Source organism: Streptomyces sp. NPDC055103 (assembly GCF_053607625.1).
The window spans coordinates 26,114-42,413 of record NZ_JBSGTX010000062.1 but is presented as its reverse complement, the minus strand read 5'-3'; the positions used below and the strand labels follow the sequence as shown (position 1 = coordinate 42,413).

At 71.9% G+C, this 16,300-nt stretch carries 17 protein-coding genes; 11 read left to right on the top strand and 6 right to left on the bottom strand.

Annotation, left to right across the window (positions count from 1 at the left end):
- Window positions 1–197: 197 nt before the first annotated feature.
- Entirely contained in the window at window positions 198–1,544 is a 1,347-nt protein-coding gene (locus ACWFR1_RS30815; protein WP_453556995.1) for a hypothetical protein, read from the bottom strand.
- A gap of 306 nt (window positions 1,545–1,850) precedes the next feature.
- Here ACWFR1_RS30815 and deoC point away from each other — a divergent pair, with 306 nt between their 5' ends.
- From deoC to ACWFR1_RS30795, 4 genes are all read left to right on the top strand, one after another.
- Window positions 1,851–2,810 (top strand): deoxyribose-phosphate aldolase, encoded by a 960-nt coding sequence (gene deoC, locus ACWFR1_RS30810; protein WP_453556993.1) that lies wholly within the window; start codon window positions 1,851–1,853, stop codon window positions 2,808–2,810.
- Between the two features lie 5 nt (window positions 2,811–2,815).
- Window positions 2,816–4,252 carry an aldehyde dehydrogenase family protein gene (locus ACWFR1_RS30805; protein ID WP_453556991.1) on the top strand — a complete coding sequence of 479 codons (1,437 nt, stop codon included), beginning with the start codon at window positions 2,816–2,818 and terminating at the stop codon, window positions 4,250–4,252.
- Window positions 4,245–5,144: an aldehyde dehydrogenase family protein gene (locus tag ACWFR1_RS30800; protein ID WP_453556989.1), complete on the top strand. Its 900-nt coding sequence runs from the start codon at window positions 4,245–4,247 to the stop codon at window positions 5,142–5,144. The genes ACWFR1_RS30805 and ACWFR1_RS30800 overlap by 8 nt, the downstream gene beginning before the upstream one ends.
- Before the next feature lie 97 nt (window positions 5,145–5,241).
- Entirely contained in the window at window positions 5,242–6,627 is a 1,386-nt protein-coding gene (locus tag ACWFR1_RS30795) for a TerD family protein (RefSeq protein ID WP_453556987.1), read from the top strand.
- 15 nt (window positions 6,628–6,642) lie between these two features.
- On the opposite strand, the gene ACWFR1_RS30790 is transcribed toward ACWFR1_RS30795, so the two are convergent.
- Window positions 6,643–7,041 carry a hypothetical protein gene (locus ACWFR1_RS30790; RefSeq protein ID WP_453556985.1) on the bottom strand — a complete coding sequence of 133 codons (399 nt, stop codon included), beginning with the start codon at window positions 7,039–7,041 and terminating at the stop codon, window positions 6,643–6,645.
- Window positions 7,042–7,093: 52 nt separating this feature from the next.
- On the opposite strand from ACWFR1_RS30790, the gene ACWFR1_RS30785 reads away from it, so the two are divergent.
- Window positions 7,094–7,789 (top strand): uridine kinase family protein, encoded by a 696-nt coding sequence (locus tag ACWFR1_RS30785; protein ID WP_453556983.1) that lies wholly within the window; start codon window positions 7,094–7,096, stop codon window positions 7,787–7,789.
- A gap of 180 nt (window positions 7,790–7,969) precedes the next feature.
- Here the strand turns inward: ACWFR1_RS30785 and ACWFR1_RS30780 are convergent, their stop codons facing one another.
- Entirely contained in the window at window positions 7,970–8,728 is a 759-nt protein-coding gene (locus tag ACWFR1_RS30780; RefSeq protein ID WP_453556981.1) for a SigE family RNA polymerase sigma factor, read from the bottom strand.
- A gap of 169 nt (window positions 8,729–8,897) precedes the next feature.
- On the opposite strand from ACWFR1_RS30780, the gene afsQ1 reads away from it, so the two are divergent.
- The 5 genes from afsQ1 (at window position 8,898) to ACWFR1_RS30755 (ending at window position 12,809) form a co-directional block, all read left to right on the top strand.
- Entirely contained in the window at window positions 8,898–9,575 is a 678-nt protein-coding gene (gene afsQ1, locus ACWFR1_RS30775; RefSeq protein WP_017239746.1) for a two-component system response regulator AfsQ1, read from the top strand.
- Window positions 9,572–11,101, top strand: coding sequence for an ATP-binding protein (locus tag ACWFR1_RS30770; protein ID WP_453556978.1), 1,530 nt, complete (start codon window positions 9,572–9,574; stop codon window positions 11,099–11,101). The genes afsQ1 and ACWFR1_RS30770 overlap by 4 nt, the downstream gene beginning before the upstream one ends.
- Complete coding sequence (locus ACWFR1_RS30765; protein WP_453556976.1) at window positions 11,098–11,814, top strand: hypothetical protein; 717 nt, start codon at window positions 11,098–11,100, stop codon at window positions 11,812–11,814. The genes ACWFR1_RS30770 and ACWFR1_RS30765 overlap by 4 nt, the downstream gene beginning before the upstream one ends.
- A gap of 121 nt (window positions 11,815–11,935) precedes the next feature.
- The gene (locus tag ACWFR1_RS30760) at window positions 11,936–12,517 is read left to right on the top strand and encodes a VanZ family protein (protein WP_453556974.1); all 582 of its coding nucleotides are present in this window, start codon (window positions 11,936–11,938) and stop codon (window positions 12,515–12,517) included.
- A 91-nt stretch (window positions 12,518–12,608) separates the two neighbouring features.
- Window positions 12,609–12,809, top strand: coding sequence for a PspC domain-containing protein (locus tag ACWFR1_RS30755; RefSeq protein ID WP_453556972.1), 201 nt, complete (start codon window positions 12,609–12,611; stop codon window positions 12,807–12,809).
- An 84-nt stretch (window positions 12,810–12,893) separates the two neighbouring features.
- On the opposite strand, the gene ACWFR1_RS30750 is transcribed toward ACWFR1_RS30755, so the two are convergent.
- The 3 genes from ACWFR1_RS30750 to ACWFR1_RS30740 form a co-directional block, all read right to left on the bottom strand.
- Entirely contained in the window at window positions 12,894–13,274 is a 381-nt protein-coding gene (locus tag ACWFR1_RS30750) for a hypothetical protein (protein ID WP_453556970.1), read from the bottom strand.
- Window positions 13,275–13,446: 172 nt separating this feature from the next.
- A complete protein-coding gene (locus ACWFR1_RS30745) occupies window positions 13,447–14,601 on the bottom strand; it encodes an adenosine deaminase (RefSeq protein ID WP_453556968.1) in 1,155 nt (384 codons plus the stop codon).
- Window positions 14,602–14,808: 207 nt separating this feature from the next.
- On the bottom strand, window positions 14,809–15,165 hold the full coding sequence (locus ACWFR1_RS30740) for a zinc ribbon domain-containing protein (RefSeq protein ID WP_453556966.1): 357 nt from the start codon (window positions 15,163–15,165) through the stop codon (window positions 14,809–14,811).
- Window positions 15,166–15,473: 308 nt separating this feature from the next.
- Here ACWFR1_RS30740 and ACWFR1_RS30735 point away from each other — a divergent pair, with 308 nt between their 5' ends.
- The gene (locus ACWFR1_RS30735) at window positions 15,474–16,295 is read left to right on the top strand and encodes a hypothetical protein (protein WP_453556964.1); all 822 of its coding nucleotides are present in this window, start codon (window positions 15,474–15,476) and stop codon (window positions 16,293–16,295) included.
- The last annotated feature ends 5 nt before the right edge of the window (window positions 16,296–16,300 follow it).

Below are 16,300 nucleotides of genomic sequence, written 5' to 3'. Positions count from 1 at the left end.
AACCCCCCCCCCCCCCCCACCCCGGTGGGGTTTTTGTTGGGGTGGCTTTTTTTTTTTCACCACCCCCCCCCCCCCCCCGGGGGGGGGCGGGCCCCGGCGGGGCCCCCCCCCCCCGGCCGGGGTGGGGTGTGCTCCCGCTCGGGTCAAGGGGCGGGGAACGGGTAAGGCGAGGCGACGGCGACGCGGGGTCGGACGAATCAGTCGCGCGCGGCGGTCCGGCGGCGCAGGACGACGAAGCCCAGACCGGCGGCGGCGAGCGAGGCCCCGGCGCCGGCGGCGAGCAGGGCGGTGCTGTCGTCCTCGGTGCCGAGCTCCGCACCGGCGGCGACCCCGCCGCGCGGGATGACGGAGGTCTGCCCGGCGTGGACGGTGGCGCCCTTGCCGGAGCCGGCGGTGCCGTTCGACGTGCTGCCCGGGAGCGTCTCCAGCGTGCAGCCCTTCGGCAGCCTCGGGAAGGCGCGGGTGGTGCCCTTGAGCTCGGGGCCGCCCTCGACCTTGGTGTAGAGCGACGGCGTGGTGCTGTTCGGGTCGATGATCCGCGCGGTGATGCCGACGCTCTTGGGGAGCGAGGGGTGCGCCCGGTCGACCAGCGCGAAGACCCTGTCCTCACCGGCGACGGAGAACTCCGCCACCGGGCCCTGCCGGGTCATGAACAGCTCGGCCGAGGTGCCCGCGCCGATGCTGACGGTCGTGCTGACCGTGCAGGGGCCGAGCTGGGTGACGACCGGGGTGGGATCGCCCTGGTCGCCGCCGCCGCCCATGCCGTACGGCTGCGGAGCGGCCTGCTGCGGGAAGCCGGGAACGTAGGCGGCGAACCGGCCGTCCTGCTCCAGGACGACGACGGCCTTGCCGAAGAAGTAGACCTTGCGGCCGCCGTGGACGTAGACGTAGCCGCTGCCCTTGTCGGTGGCGGGGTCGATGCGCTGGAGCCCGAAGGAGCCGTTCTTCCTGCCGAGCTCCACGACGGTGCCGTCGACGAGGCGGTAGATGCCGGGGGTGCCGGGCGCGATGTTGCCGACCCAGTTGTAGGTGGTGCCGTCCGGCTTCAGGACGAAGAACTCGCCGTTGTCCTGACCGGCGACGGAGCGGGTGTTCGCCTGGAGGACACCGACCGGGTGACCCTTCCGGAAGAGCTCGGCGCGGTAGTGCAGGGCGTTGACCTTGTAGATCTTGGCGACGGTGCCGGTGATGAGGGTCTGGGTACGGACGAAGGTGCCCTTCACGGGGTCGACCGAGGGCTTGGCTGTCGCCGCGGTGGGCTTCGGCGCCGGGGCGGTCGTGGCCGGGGCGGTCGCGGCCGGAGCCGTAGCGGCGCCGGCGGTGGCGGTCGGGGCAGCAGCCGGAGCGGTGGCAGTGGCGGTCGAGGAGACCCTCGCGGACGCGGCGGACTTCGCGGTCGCCATGGGCGCCGTGGGCTTCGCCGTCGCCGCGGTGGGCGCCGGCGCCATACCGGTGGCGAAGGCACTGCCGGCGGCGAGGACCGGGGTGGCGGCGACACCGGCGACGAGCGCGGTGGCGAGGGCGGTGCGGAGGGCGGTACGCATAACGACTCCCGATGACGGTCGGTGACGGAAAGAACGAGTCGCATGCCGCTGATATCTCCTCGGGGAGGGCCGGTGAGTTGTCGCTGGCTGCTGATACGAATTTATGGATCACACATGCGGGAGCCATCCGTTCCGTGTCACAGCCACGTGACAGACGTCACCTCCGATTCCCCCGGGAGCCATCTCCGGTTCGCCCGCCACCGGAAACCCCCCGCCGTGCCGCTCCCCCGGCCCGTGGCCCCGGGCTCCCACGACTCGCTCCCCTGTACAGGTCGCTACGCGCGTAGATATGCTCGACTGGTGACCATGCCCACCACTGCACCCGCAGCTCTCGCATTCGCCGACGTGACCGCGTCCGACAGTGCGCTGCGCCGCTTCCTCCACGGGCTGCCCGGCGTCGACGCCGTCGGCCTGGAGGCTCGCGCCGCGTCTCTCGGCACCCGCTCGATCAAGACGACGGCCAAGGCGTACGCCATCGACCTGGCCATTTCCATGATCGACCTGACGACGCTGGAAGGCGCGGACACCCCGGGCAAGGTCCGGGCGCTCGCCGCCAAGGCCGTCAACCCCGACCCGACCGACCGCACGAGCCCGACGACCGCCGCCGTCTGCGTCTATCCCGACATGGTGGCCACCGCCAAGGCCGCCGTCGCGGGCTCCGGCGTGAAGGTCGCCTCGGTCGCCACCGCCTTCCCGGCCGGGCGTGCCGCGCTCCCCGTGAAGCTGGCCGACACGGCCGACGCCATCGCCGCGGGCGCCGACGAGATCGACATGGTCATCGACCGTGGCGCATTCCTCGCCGGCCACTACCTGAAGGTCTACGAGCAGATCGCCGCCATCAAGGCGGAGTGCGGCGACCGCGCCCGCCTCAAGGTGATCTTCGAGACCGGCGAGCTGTCCACGTACGACAACATCCGCCGCGCCTCCTGGCTCGGCATGATGGCCGGCGCGGACTTCATCAAGACCTCGACCGGCAAGGTCGCGGTCAACGCCACCCCGGCGAACACGCTCCTCATGCTGGAGGCCGTGCGCGACTTCCGCGAGCAGACCGGCGTGCAGATCGGCGTGAAGCCGGCCGGCGGCATCCGCAACACCAAGGAAGCCATCAAGTTCCTGGTCCTCGTCAACGAGACCGTCGGTGAGGACTGGCTGGACAACCACTGGTTCCGCTTCGGCGCCTCCAGCCTGCTCAACGACCTGCTGATGCAGCGCCAGAAGCTGGCTACCGGCCGCTACTCCGGCCCCGATTACGTGACGGTGGACTGATCAACATGGCATCTGCATTCGAGTACGCGCCGGCGCCCGAGTCCCGGTCCGTCGTCGACATCGCCCCCTCCTACGGCCTGTTCATCGACGGCGAGTTCGTCGAGGCGGCCGACGGCAAGGTCTTCAAGACCGTCTCCCCCTCCACCGAGGAGGTCCTGTCCGAGGTCGCCCAGGCGGGCGCCGAGGACGTGGACCGCGCGGTGAAGGCGGCGCGGAAGGCCTTCGAGAAGTGGTCGGCGCTGCCCGGCTCCGAGCGCGCCAAGTACCTCTTCCGCATCGCCCGGATCATCCAGGAGCGCAGCCGCGAGCTGGCCGTCCTGGAGACCCTGGACAACGGCAAGCCGATCAAGGAGACCCGCGACGCGGACCTCCCCCTGGTCGCCGCGCACTTCTTCTACTACGCGGGCTGGGCCGACAAGCTCGACCACGCCGGCTACGGCGCGAACCCGCGCCCGCTGGGCGTGGCCGGCCAGGTCATCCCCTGGAACTTCCCCCTCCTGATGCTGGCGTGGAAGATCGCCCCGGCGCTCGCTACGGGCAACACCGTCGTCCTGAAGCCGGCCGAGACGACCCCGCTCTCCGCCCTGTTCTTCGCGGACATCTGCCGCCAGGCCGGGCTGCCGAAGGGCGTCGTCAACATCCTTCCCGGTTACGGGGACACCGGCGCCGCACTGGTCGAGCACCCGGACGTCAACAAGGTCGCGTTCACCGGCTCGACGGCGGTCGGCAAGTCGATCGCGCGCTCGGTCGCCGGCACGCACAAGAAGGTCACCCTCGAACTGGGCGGCAAGGGCGCGAACATCGTCTTCGACGACGCCCCGATCGACCAGGCCGTCGAGGGCATCGTCACGGGCATCTTCTTCAACCAGGGCCAGGTCTGCTGCGCGGGCTCGCGCCTCCTCGTCCAGGAGTCGATCCAGGACGAGCTGCTCCACAGCCTGAAGCGCCGTCTGTCCACGCTCCGCCTCGGCGACCCGCTGGACAAGAACACCGACATCGGCGCCATCAACTCCTCCGAGCAGCTGGCCCGCATCACCTCCCTCGTGGACCGGGGAGAGGCGGAGGGCGCCGAGCGCTGGACCGCTCCCTGCGAGCTCCCGTCGGCCGGTTACTGGTTCGCCCCGACGCTCTTCACGGGCGTCACCCAGGCGCACACGGTCGCCCGCGACGAGATCTTCGGCCCGGTCCTCTCGGTGCTGACGTTCCGCACGCCGGACGAGGCCGTGGCGAAGGCCAACAACAGCCAGTACGGCCTCTCCGCCGGCATCTGGACGGAGAAGGGCTCCCGCATCCTGGCGGTCGCGTCCAAGCTCCGCGCCGGTGTCGTCTGGGCCAACACGTTCAACAAGTTCGACCCGACCTCGCCCTTCGGCGGATACAAGGAGTCGGGCTTCGGCCGCGAGGGCGGTCGCCACGGCCTGGAGGCGTACCTCGATGTCTGAGTCTGCTACGACGCGTCTGAACGTCTTCAAGACCTACAAGCTGTACGTCGGGGGCAAGTTCCCCCGCTCCGAGAGCGGCCGGGTGTACGAAGTGCAGGACAGCAAGGGCAAGTGGCTGGCCAACGCTCCCCTCTCCTCCCGCAAGGACGCCCGTGACGCGGTCGTCGCCGCCCGCAAGGCCTTCGGCGGCTGGGCCGGCGCGACCGCGTACAACCGCGGCCAGATCCTCTACCGCGTCGCCGAGATGCTGGAGGGCCGCCGGGAGCAGTTCGTCCGCGAGGTCGCGGACGCGGAGGGCCTGTCGAAGTCGAAGGCGGCCGTCGTCGTCGACGCGGCGATCGACCGCTGGGTCTGGTACGCGGGCTGGACCGACAAGATCGCCCAGGTCGTGGGCGGCGCCAACCCGGTCGCCGGCCCGTACTTCAACCTCTCCTCGCCCGAGCCCACCGGCGTCGTCACCGTCGTCGCCCCGCAGGACTCGTCCTTCCTGGGCCTGGTCTCGGTGATCGCCCCGGTGATCGCGACGGGCAACACCGCCGTCGTGATCGCGAGCGAGAAGTCCCCCCTCCCCGCCCTCTCCCTGGGCGAGGTGCTCGCCACCTCCGACCTGCCGGGCGGTGTCGTCAACATCCTCTCCGGCAAGGCCTCCGAGATGGGCCCGCACCTCGCGGCCCACCAGGACGTCAACGCGATCGACCTGACGGGCGCGACCGAGGGCGACCTCGCCCGCGACCTGGAGATCGCGGCCGCGGACAACCTGAAGCGCGTCCTGCGCCCGCGTACCGAGGACTTCGCGGAGTCCCCGGGCACGGACCGCATGACCGCCTTCCTGGAGACCAAGACGGTCTGGCACCCGACGGGTTCGCTGGGCGCGAGCGGCTCCGCGTACTAGGCGCACTGAGCCACAGCGCGAGGACGGCCCCCTGGTGTACGTACCCGGGGGCCGTCCTCTCTTGCGTCGCACGCCCGCTCGGCCGCAAGATCCGCTCATGACGAGGGGATTGATCAAGGGAGACAACGTCTTCGTCCCGACGGCCGCGCTGCGCGTCGCCGTCCGGAACGACATCGACGTGGCGGCGCTGCTCGTGACGGAGGGCGGCAGGGTCCGGGGGGACGCGGACATCGTCTTCGACGGCGCCCCGGTCCACCCGTCGGGCGCCGTACGGCTGTCCGACGGCGGGGAGGACGACAAGGACGGCACTGTGTGGGTGGACGCCGACCTCGCGGGCATCGAGGAGGTGATCTCCCGGGTCCTCCTGGTCGCGTCGACGGACGACGGCGTCCTGCGGGACGTGGACGACCTGTCCGTACGGGTCCTCGGGCCGGACGGCGCGGCCGTCGTCGGCTACGAGGTGACCGAAGCGGGCGGCGAGACGGCGATGGTCCTCGCGGAGCTGTACCGGCGGGCGGGCGGCTGGAAGTTCCGCGCGGTGGGCCAGGGTTACCTGGACGGCCTCGTCGGCCTGGCGGAGGACCACGGCGTGGACGTGTCGGAGGAGACGCCGGCGGCGGACTCCCCGCCGGAAGCGGAGGCACCGGCAGGGGCACCGGCACCGGCACCGGCACCGGAAGAGCCTCAGGTCCCGACCCGGCCCGCGACCCCGGACCCGATCCCGACCGCCGGCCCGACCGCCATCCCGACCCCCGCCAAGGTCCCTGCCCAGGCGCAGGCCCCGTCCCAGGCACCCTCCCAGGCCGCCCCGGCCCCCTTCTCGTACGCGTACCCCTCCCCGCCCGTCGCGCAGGGCCCGTCGGAGTGGACGTTCGGCGCCGTCTTCGAGCCGCGCGTGCTCTCCGGCAGGGGCAACGAGCTCATCGACGTAGAGGCCCTCCCGCCGGGCCCGGTCATCGTCGAACTCGCCCTCCGGACCGACGGGTACACGGGCGTGTGGGTCCTCAGCCCGGGGAACAAGGAGGTGGACCTCCTCGTCAACGACACGGAGAAGGACTTCCGGGGCCGCCTGCTCCACGTCGTCCCCGAGACCGGGCGACTGCGGCTGAAGCTGCGGGCGGACGGCCCCTGGCAGGCGCGGGTCCTGCCACTGGCCGCGGCCGAGCTCCTGACGGAGGACACGATGGAGTCCTGGGGCCCGAACGTCCTGCTGCACACGGGAGAGGCGATCGACGTCGCCTTCCACTACCGCGGCGACAGCAACTTCATCGTCACCGTCCACGACCTGGCGGGGCACGACGACCCCACGTCCCTCCCCGACCACCTGTTCCCGTACATCAACGAGATCGGCAGGCGCCGGGAGTCCCTGTCCCTGCCCCAGGGCCCGGTCCTCGTCCACCTCTCGCGGGCGACCGGCCCCTGGCGCGCGCGCCTGAAGCAGCCGAGCGCGGCCGCGGCCTGGCTGCGACGCGCCAGACGCTGAGTCGCGCTTCCCCGACTACGGCAGCAGCCCCTGCGTCAGCGGACCCGCCACCGGCAGATCGGCGACCGCGCCGCCCTGCGTGAGGTGGTCGGTCACCAGGTTGGTGCCGACGGGCTTGAAGTCGGCGACCTGGGTGCCGAGGCCGTTGTCGAGCGGGTCGACGCCGGTCTTGGCCAGCGGGTCCAGCTGGAGGCGGGTCAGCGGGCCGAGGCCGTGGGTGACACCGCTCAGCGCGCCCGCGCCGGCCGCGGCGGCGTCCGTCCGGGTCAGCGAGTCGACGGGCAGCGGCACCGGGGCGGCCGCCTGGGCCGCCGCGCCCGCGCCGAGCACCGCGGCACCGGCCGCCGTGACGGTGAGCCCGGCCTTGAGCAGGGCGCTGCGGCGGGGGGTCCGGGGTTCTGCGTGACGCGCCATGAGTGTCCTTCCAGGGGGTGATCGAGCGGGCACCGACAGTAGTCGAGGTGTGATGCTCGATACCAACGGCCTTCCTCGGGGGTCCACCGCACGGGGGAATGGTTCACACTGGTGTCCCGTGAGTTCCCTACCGATACCGACCCGCGTCGTCCTGCTCGCCGGCCCCTCCGGCTCGGGCAAGTCGTCCCTCGCCGCCGTCACCGGCCTCCCGGTCCTGCGCCTCGACGACTTCTACAAGGAGCACGACGATCCGTCGCTCCCGCTCGTCGACGGCAGCTCGGACATCGACTGGGACTCGCCAGGGTCCTGGGACGCGGACGCCGCCGTCGCCGCCATCGTCGAACTGTGCCGTACGGGACGGACCGACGTCCCCGTGTACGACATCTCCACCAGCTCCCGGGTGGACCACGAGCGGCTCGACATCGAGCGGACCCCGCTCTTCGTGGCGGAGGGGATCTTCGCGGCGGAGATCGTGGACCGCTGCCGCGAGCTCGACGTCCTCGCCGACGCGCTCTGCCTCCGCGGCCGCCCCTCGACGACCTTCCGCCGGCGGCTGGCCCGGGACCTCAAGGAGGGCCGGAAGTCCGTGCCGTTCCTGCTGCGTCGCGGCTGGCGCCTGATGCGCGCCGAGCGGGCGATCGTGGCGCGGCAGGCGGAGCTGGGCGCCCATCCCTGCGCCAAGGACGAGGCCCTGGGCCGCCTCGCCGCCGCGGCGGCGGGCCGCCACCGCACACCGACGGCCCGCTGAGCACCCACCCCGAACGCGTACACGAAACAGCGCGGGTCGGACGAGACCCCCCGGTCCCGTCCGACCCGCGCTGTGTTTCCCCCGTACCCCCGTACGGTCCCCCGTGTCCCCCCGTGCCCCCCGCAGGCCCCGTTTCCCCCGTGGGCCCCCGTGGGTCCTTCCCCCGTTTCCCCCCGACCTTCAGGCCACCAGCTCGCCGAAGGACTCTTCCTCGTCACGGCCGAAGCTCAGCACCTCGTCCTCGCGCAGTCGCCGCAGCGAGCGCCAGATGCTCGACTTCACCGTGCCGACACTGATGTCCAGGATCTCCGCGATCTCCGGATCGGTCCGGCCCTCGTAGTAGCGCAGCACCAGCATCGTCCGCTGGAGCTCGGGCAGCCGGGCCAGGGCCTGCCACAGCACCGCGCGCAGCTCCGTGCCGCGCATCGCGTCCGTCTCGCCCACCGTCTCGGGGAGCTCCTCGGTCGGGTACTCGTTGAGCTTGCGCCGGCGCCAGGCGCTGATGTGCAGGTTGGTCATCGTCCGGCGGAGGTATCCGCCGACCGCGGCCTTGTCGCTGATCCGGTCCCAGGCGCGGTACGTGGAGAACAGCGCGCTCTGGAGCAGGTCCTCGGCCTCGAAACGGTCACCGGTCAGGTGGTAGGCGGTGGCGTACAGGGAGGCACGACGCTCCTGGACGTAGGCCGTGAACTCGGCCTCCGAGCAGGAACGCTCCCCCGTGACCTCCCCGTACGCCGCTCCCCCGTCAGCAACGGCCACCATGTACGGCGCCTTGCGCTGACGCCCGACGCTGCGAGCGCACCCCCGCCCTCCCCCGAGCTCTCGACTTCGCTCGAGCAGGGAGGCACCCCCAGCCGCGCCGGACTTCTCGGTGCTCCGTACGACGTCGTGGAGACGCGTGACAACTGCGCTTGAGGTGGTGCTGTGCAGTGCGTTCATCTCGCGCCCCCCGTCGATTGGAGTGTGTTTCGGTCCGTGTGCCAAGAAGCTTGCCCAGCGGACTTCATGGCGGTGTCCGCCGACTGTCACAGCCGTGTCACAGGAGAAGAGACAGAAGCGAGTCCGCGAGCGGTCGTCCTCGGACGGCCGCATGCGACAGAATGACGGCGTGCCTTTTCTGCTGCTGATCGAGGACGACGACGCCATCCGCACGGCCCTCGAGCTCTCCCTGTCCCGGCAGGGCCACCGCGTGGCCACCGCCGCGACGGGTGAGGACGGCCTTCAGCTGCTGCGCGAGCAGCGGCCGGACCTGGTCGTGCTCGACGTCATGCTGCCCGGCATCGACGGTTTCGAGGTCTGTCGGCGCATCCGCCGTACCGACCAGTTGCCGATCATCCTGCTGACCGCGCGCAGTGACGACATCGACGTGGTCGTGGGCCTGGAGTCCGGGGCCGACGACTATGTCGTGAAGCCGGTGCAGGGCCGGGTCCTCGACGCCCGTATCCGGGCCGTACTGCGGCGCGGGGAGCGGGAGTCGACGGATTCGGCGACCTACGGCTCGCTCGTGATCGACCGGTCCGCGATGACGGTCACGAAGAACGGCGAGGACCTCCAGCTCACCCCGACCGAGCTGCGGTTGCTCCTGGAGCTGAGCCGGCGGCCCGGACAGGCGCTGTCGCGCCAGCAGTTGCTGCGGCTCGTGTGGGAGCACGACTACCTGGGCGACTCGCGGCTCGTCGACGCGTGCGTGCAGCGGCTGCGCGCCAAGGTGGAGGACGTGCCGTCCTCGCCGACGCTCATCCGTACCGTCCGCGGCGTCGGCTACCGGCTGGACGTTCCTGCGTGAGCAAGGGCATCCTCGCGCGGCTGCGGCTCTCCAGCCTGCGGCTGCGGCTCGTCGTCGTCTTCGCCCTGGTCGCGCTCACCGCGGCCGTCGCCGCCTCCGGCATCGCGTACTGGCTCAACCGCGAGGCCGTGCTGACCCGTACCCAGGACGGGGCGCTCAACGACTTCCGGCAGGAGATGCAGAACCGCGCGGCGACGCTGCCGCTGCGGCCCGGCCAGGAGGACCTGCGGCGGACCGCCGAGCAGATGGCGAGCGGCAGCGCCGGCTACCAGGTGCTGCTGCTCGGCGAGCGGGCCGTGGGCAAGCCGATCGTCGGCGCCTCGGACCCGGACGACTTCACGCTCGCCGACGTGCCGCGCTCGCTGCGGGACGCCGTGGACACCGAGCGGCCCGTGACGGAGGCCAACCCGTATCCGTACCACCTGTTCTGGCAGCGTACGGAGCGGAACGGGACGCCGTACCTGGTCGGCGGGACGCGGATCGACGGCGGCGGGCCCGCCGGGTACATGTACAAGTCGCTGGCCGCGGAGAAGGCCGATCTGAACTCGCTCGCCTGGTCGTTGGGGATCGCGACCGCGCTCGCGGTGGTCGGCTCGGTGCTGCTCGCGCAGGTCGCGGCGACGACCGTGCTGCGCCCGGTGCACCGACTGGGTGAGGCGGCGAAGCAGCTGGGCGAGGGGAAGCTCGACACGCGGCTGCGGGTCACCGGAGCGGACGAACTGGCCGATCTGACGCGGACGTTCAACAGCGCGGCCGAGTCGTTGCAGAAGAAGGTCGCGGACATGAGCGCGCGGGAGGAGTCCAGCCGGCGGTTCGTGGCCGACATGTCGCACGAGCTGCGGACCCCGCTGACCGCGCTGACCGCCGTCACCGAGGTCCTGGAGGACGAGCAGGACTCGCTCGACCCGATGATCGCGCCGGCGGTGGCGCTGGTGGTGAGCGAGACCCATCGCCTCAACAACCTGGTGGAGAACCTGATGGAGGTGACCCGCTTCGACGCGGGCACCGCCCGGCTCGTCCTCGACGAGGTGGACATCGCCGACCAGATCACGGCGTGCATCGACGCGCGGGCCTGGCTCGACGCGGTCGATCTCGACGCCGAGCGCGGGATCGTGGCGCCGCTGGACCCGCGCCGTCTCGACGTGATCCTGGCGAACCTCATCGGGAACGCGCTGAAGCACGGCGGTTCGCCGGTGCGGGTCTCGGTCCGTACGGAGGACGACGAGCTGGTCATCGCGGTGCGCGACCACGGCCCCGGCATCCCCGAGGAGGTCCTGCCGCATGTCTTCGACCGCTTCTACAAGGCGAGCGCGTCCCGGCCGAAGTCGGACGGCAGCGGGCTCGGTCTGTCGATCGCCATGGAGAACGCGCTGATCCACGGCGGTTCGATCACGGCCGCGAACTCGGTCGGCGAGGACGGGACGGTGGACGGCGCGGTGTTCGTGCTGCGGCTGCCCCTGGACGCCTCGGGGATCACCCGCGCGGTGCAGACCCGCAGCAGCCAGGGCGAGGTGGAGGAAGCGTGAGGCGCCGCGTCTTCGGCGGTACGGACCGGTGTCGAGCGGCCGGCGGCCGAGCGGGCCGTGGCCGAGCGGTCGGTACGGGCGTCCTGGCGGCCGCCGCGCTCACCGCGCTCGTCACCGGCTGCGGCATCAGGACGACGTCCGTGCCGGTGGACGCGGGCGCGGCGCCGTCCCGGGTGCCGTGCAGCGTGACCGGGGAGAACTCCTCGGCGACGGCCGCGCAGGGGGTGCCCGTCCGGGTGTTCCTGGTGTGCGGCTCGCAGCTGGAGGCCGTGGACCGCAGGACGCCGCTGCCGGAGGAGAAGGCGGGCGGTGATCCGGTGGTGACGGCCGCGGGGCTGCTCGCGCAGCTCCTCGCCGAACCCTCCGACGACGAGCGGCGCGCCGGGTTCACGACCGCGGTGCGCGGGCCGCTCGTGGTCGGCGACGGACACAAGGGCGACCCGGCGGGCACGCTGCGGCTGAGCCGGCAGCCGGAGGACCTGACACCGGTCGCGCTCTCGCAGATCGTCTGCACCTTCTCGGCGAGCTCGGCGGGCGCGGGCGACCACACGGTCCTCCTCGGCGGTCCCGGCCGGTACGCGCCGAAGCGCTACCAGTGCACGACGGAGCTGAAGGAACGCCCGGAGTCCACCCCGCCGACGACGGCGCCGCCGGTCACGACGACGGGCGCCTCCGACGGGCCGACGATCCCCGGGGCGACGCCCGCGGGCTGAGCCGCCGGAGGGCTCGTCGGCGGGTTCGACGAGCGGTTCGACGAGCGGTTGGGCGACCGGGTTCGGCGACCGCGTCCGACGCGGCGGAACCGATTCCGCCGTGACGGGCGTCTTGGGGAGCGTGCAGCGTCAAGGTTCGGGCGGCAGTGCCGCCGTGGTCGTCCGCGTGGTGGGGTTCGTTCTCCTCCTCGCGCATCTGCTGCTCGTCGCCTGGGTCAGCCTGCGACCACGGGACGTGGCCTGGGTGACCGCGCCGAACACGATCCCGCTGGCCGGCCTCCAGGCCGATCTGGCCCTCGGCGGCGCCGAGGCGGCCCGGCTGATCGCCGAGGGGCTGCTGCTCCTGGCCCCGCTCGGGGTGCTGCTCCCCATGGCCGACGGGCGGCTCGACGTCTCGCGCTGGGCCTCGCTGACCCGGACGACCGCCGCCGGCGCGCTCGTGTCACTGGCCGTGGAGCTGTTGCAGACCGCCGTACCGGGTCAGGTCGTGGACGTGGACTCCGTACTCCTGAACACCGCGGGCGTGGCGCTCGCCCACCTCCTGTTCGTGCCGGTCGGCCGGGCGCGGCTGCGCCGCAGGTCGGAGGCGGAGCGGGTGGAGTCCTCCGCGGGGACGGGTGCGGGTGAGGGTTCGCCCCTCCTGCGGAACGAGACGCCTCAGGGTCCGACCCCGACGATTCCCAGGGTCCCGATCGCCCGGTAGACCGACGCCCCGGCACCCCTCCCGGCGGCAGTATGGAGTCATCGGGAGCCCGACGAGCGGCTCCCGGACAACGACTCCGAAGGAGCCCACCATGGCCGCTCTCGCCCGCCCCCAGAACGGACGGATGATCGGTGGAGTGTGCGCGGCGCTGGCCCGGCGCTTCGGCACCTCCGCGACGACGATGCGCGTGATCTTCCTGGTCTCGTGCCTGCTGCCCGGCCCGCAGTTCCTGATCTACCTGGCGCTGTGGGTGTTCCTGCCGGCGGAGAAGAGCGCGACCTCGGCCTGGTAGTGACAGGCCGCACGCACGCCGAAGGGGCGCGTACCCGGGAGATCCGGGTGCGCGCCCCTTCGGCATGTGCGGCTGCGGCTGCGGTCAGCCGAGGGCGCCGCCGACCGGCAGACCGCCGAGCAGGCCCACGACCGGGGCGAGCGGGGTGGCGCCGAGGCCACCGGCGGCGGCGTCGAGCGGCAGGTTCTGGGTGGCCTGGGTGGCCTGACCGGCGGCGGCCGGGAGGGTCTTCACGCCCTGGTCGACACCCTGGCCGAGGGCGGCCTGGCCGGCACCGAGGGACTCGCCGGCGCCGTCGGGGAGCTCGGTGAGGCCGTCACCCAGCGGGACGGCCTGGGTCACCGTCCCGAGCGCGTCGGCGCCGACGGGCAGGGACGGCGCTGCGGAGGCCGTTCCCGCTGCGGCGGCGGCGAAAGCGGCACCGAGAGCGACGACACCGAGCTTCTTGGCGGCAGACTGCTTCATCTGAAAATCTTCCTTGGGGAATCCGGGGGCTTCGGGGAAAGCCGGGAGGGGAAATCCTGGGAATGCAGAGCGGCTCTGCAACCTAACCAGTGGACGACTCCTCCGCAAACACCGGAAAGCGACCGGGTGTCGCGCCGCCCCGGTCGCTCCCGCCCCTGCAAGGGCGTGTCTCTCAGCTCTCCTTACGGGAAGCTTCGCTGGTCGCAGCGGTCTGCTGGAACAGCCATTCGGACTTGAGCTCGGCATAACCGGGCTTGATCACGTCATTGATCATGGCAAGCCGTTCATCGAAAGGAATGAACGCTGATTTCATCGCATTGACGGTGAACCACTGCATGTCGTCGAGCGTGTATCCGAACGCATCGGTCAGGAGCTCGAATTCCCGGCTCATGCTCGTCCCGCTCATCAGCCGGTTGTCGGTGTTGACCGTCGCCCGGAAGTGCAGCTTGCGGAGCAGACCGATCGGGTGCGCGGCGTACGAGTCGGCGGCGCCGGTCTGGAGGTTGGAGGTGGGGCACATCTCCAGGGGGATCCGCTTGTCGCGGACGTAGGCGGCGAGCCGGCCGAGGCGGACCGAGCCGTCCTCGGCGACCTCGATGTCGTCGATGATCCGGACGCCGTGCCCGAGCCGGTCGGCGCCGCACCACTGGAGCGCCTGCCAGATCGAGGGCAGCCCGAAGGCCTCACCGGCGTGGATCGTGAAGTGGTTGTTCTCCCGCTTGAGGTACTCGAAGGCGTCGAGGTGGCGGGTGGGCGGGTAGCCGGCCTCGGCGCCCGCGATGTCGAAGCCGACGACGCCGGTGTCGCGGTAGCGGTTGGCGAGTTCGGCGATCTCCAGGGCGCGGGCGGCGTGCCGCATGGCGGTGAGCAGGGCGCCGACCCGGATGCGGTGACCGTTGGCCCTGGCCCGCCGCTCGCCCTCCCGGAAGCCCTCGTTGACGGCCTCCACGACCTCTTCGAGGGTGAGACCGGCCTCCAGGTGCTGCTCGGGGGCGTAGCGCACCTCCGCGTACACGACCCCGTCCTCGGCGAGGTCGACCGCGCACTCGGCGGCGACCCGGAACAGGGCGTCACGGGTCTGCATGACGGCGCAGGTGTGCGCGAAGGTCTCCAGGTACCGCTCCAGGGAGCCGGAGTCGGCGGCCTCCCGGAACCAGATGCCGAGCTTGTCCGGCTCGGTCTCGGGGAGCTGTTCGTAGCCCTGCTCGCGGGCGAGTTCGATGACCGTGCCGGGGCGCAGTCCGCCGTCGAGGTGGTCGTGGAGCAGCACCTTCGGGGCACGGCGGATCTGGTCCGCGGTGGGGACGTTGGGGGTCTGGCTCGTCATTGCCGCACTCTAGCCCCTACGCGCGTAGAGCGCGCCTCGTCGCGCCGGATCGCCCGGGCTTTCCCTCGGTCGAGGTCGGCGTCAACAGCACATGAGGGAAAGGGAAACGCGTTCAGACCTTCGCGCATACGACTTATTGGGCCGTTGAGACGGCACCACCTTCTCCGGCGGTTCCGCAACGCGCCGGCCCGCGCTTACGTGGGGCCTTCACGGCGGGAGCCGTATCCCGCCGACACCAAGGAAGGACGTGGCATGCGATACATCCGTGGACTGCTCGTCGCAGTCTCGGCGGGCGCCCTGACGCTCGACATGGTCCCGGGTGCGCCGGTTGGCGCGCTCGGTGTGGCCGCAGCGCGGGCAGCGCTGCGAGGTGTGGGCCGGGTCCACCTCCAGGAACGGCACCCCGGCCCGGCGGGCCTTGTAGGTGAGGCGGGCGGAAGGTGACCGGGCCGCCCATCGCCTTGCGATACCGCTTCGACGACACCCTGCCTGTAGAGGCGTCGGCAGCAGCTTCACCCGCACGACCCGTTTCACGAGATCCGACGATACGGCCAGTTGCCGCATACGTACGCGGACCTCGTACGTATGCACGCGAATCAGCGATCACCCGGTCATCCGTTCGCCTTCTTCCCGGCTCCGCCGAGAACGCGGCGGCGGACGCTCCGCATCGCGAGGCCGGGAGCCGATTCCTCCCCGACGTGAACGCGAGGGCATCCTCGACAGCAGCCTGGTGAAGAACGCACCTTCACCGTCCTGGCCTGGGGGGGAGGGGGGACGGCGGCCTCTGGTTCGAGACCGTCTACGCCGTCACGATCGCCGCCGCGTTCGCCGTCCTCCTGGGCTGGCGCACGCGTGGCACCTCCGTGCTGCTCATGGCAGGCGTCCTGTCGGTCGTCAACCGCAACACCCTCGTCGGGGACGGCGGCGACAACGTCGTCCGGATCATGGTCATCTACCTGGTCTTCACCCGCTGCGCCCAGGTGCGGTCGCTCGACGCACGCCGCGCGCGCCGCCGAACGGGCCGCCCGGGCCAGCCGGTTGCCGATCCGGTCGGCCCGCTCCTGTGGGTGGCGGCCCTCGCGGTGCTCGTCCCGCTCTCCCCGTATGCCACCGGCGGCTGGTCCCTCGTCTTCTGGACGCTGCGGGCCGTCCAGGGCCTCTGGTACGCGGCGGACCGCTGGTTCCCGCGGCACGAGGCGCGGGCCGTGCTCGACGCGGCGGCGTCGATGCTCCACAACGGCGCGGTGGTCACGATCGCGGCCCAGGTCTGCCTCATCTACGCGACCGCCGGCTGGTACAAGATCCAGGGGAGCCGCCGGCAGGAGGGCAGCGCCCTCTACTACGCCCTGCACCTCGACTACTTCGCGCCGTGGCCCCCGCTCTCCGGGTTCCTCGCCGGCAGCACGCTGGCGGTCCTCGCGCTCAGCTACCTCACCGTCATGGTGCAGGTGGCCTTCCCCTTCACCCTGGCCAACCGCCGGGTGAAGAACGTCCTGCTGGTCGTGATGATCGCCGAACACCTGGGCATCGCCGTCGTCCTGGGCATCCCCTTCCTGTCGCTGGCCATGGTCGTGTGCGACGCGGTGTTCCTCCCGACGGCCTTCCTGATCGCGCTCGGCGCCCGCTGCGAACGGCTCGCCGCGCGGCTGCGCCCCCTGCCCGCGGAGGTCAGGGCCGTCGCCCCGGCCGAGTGAACTCC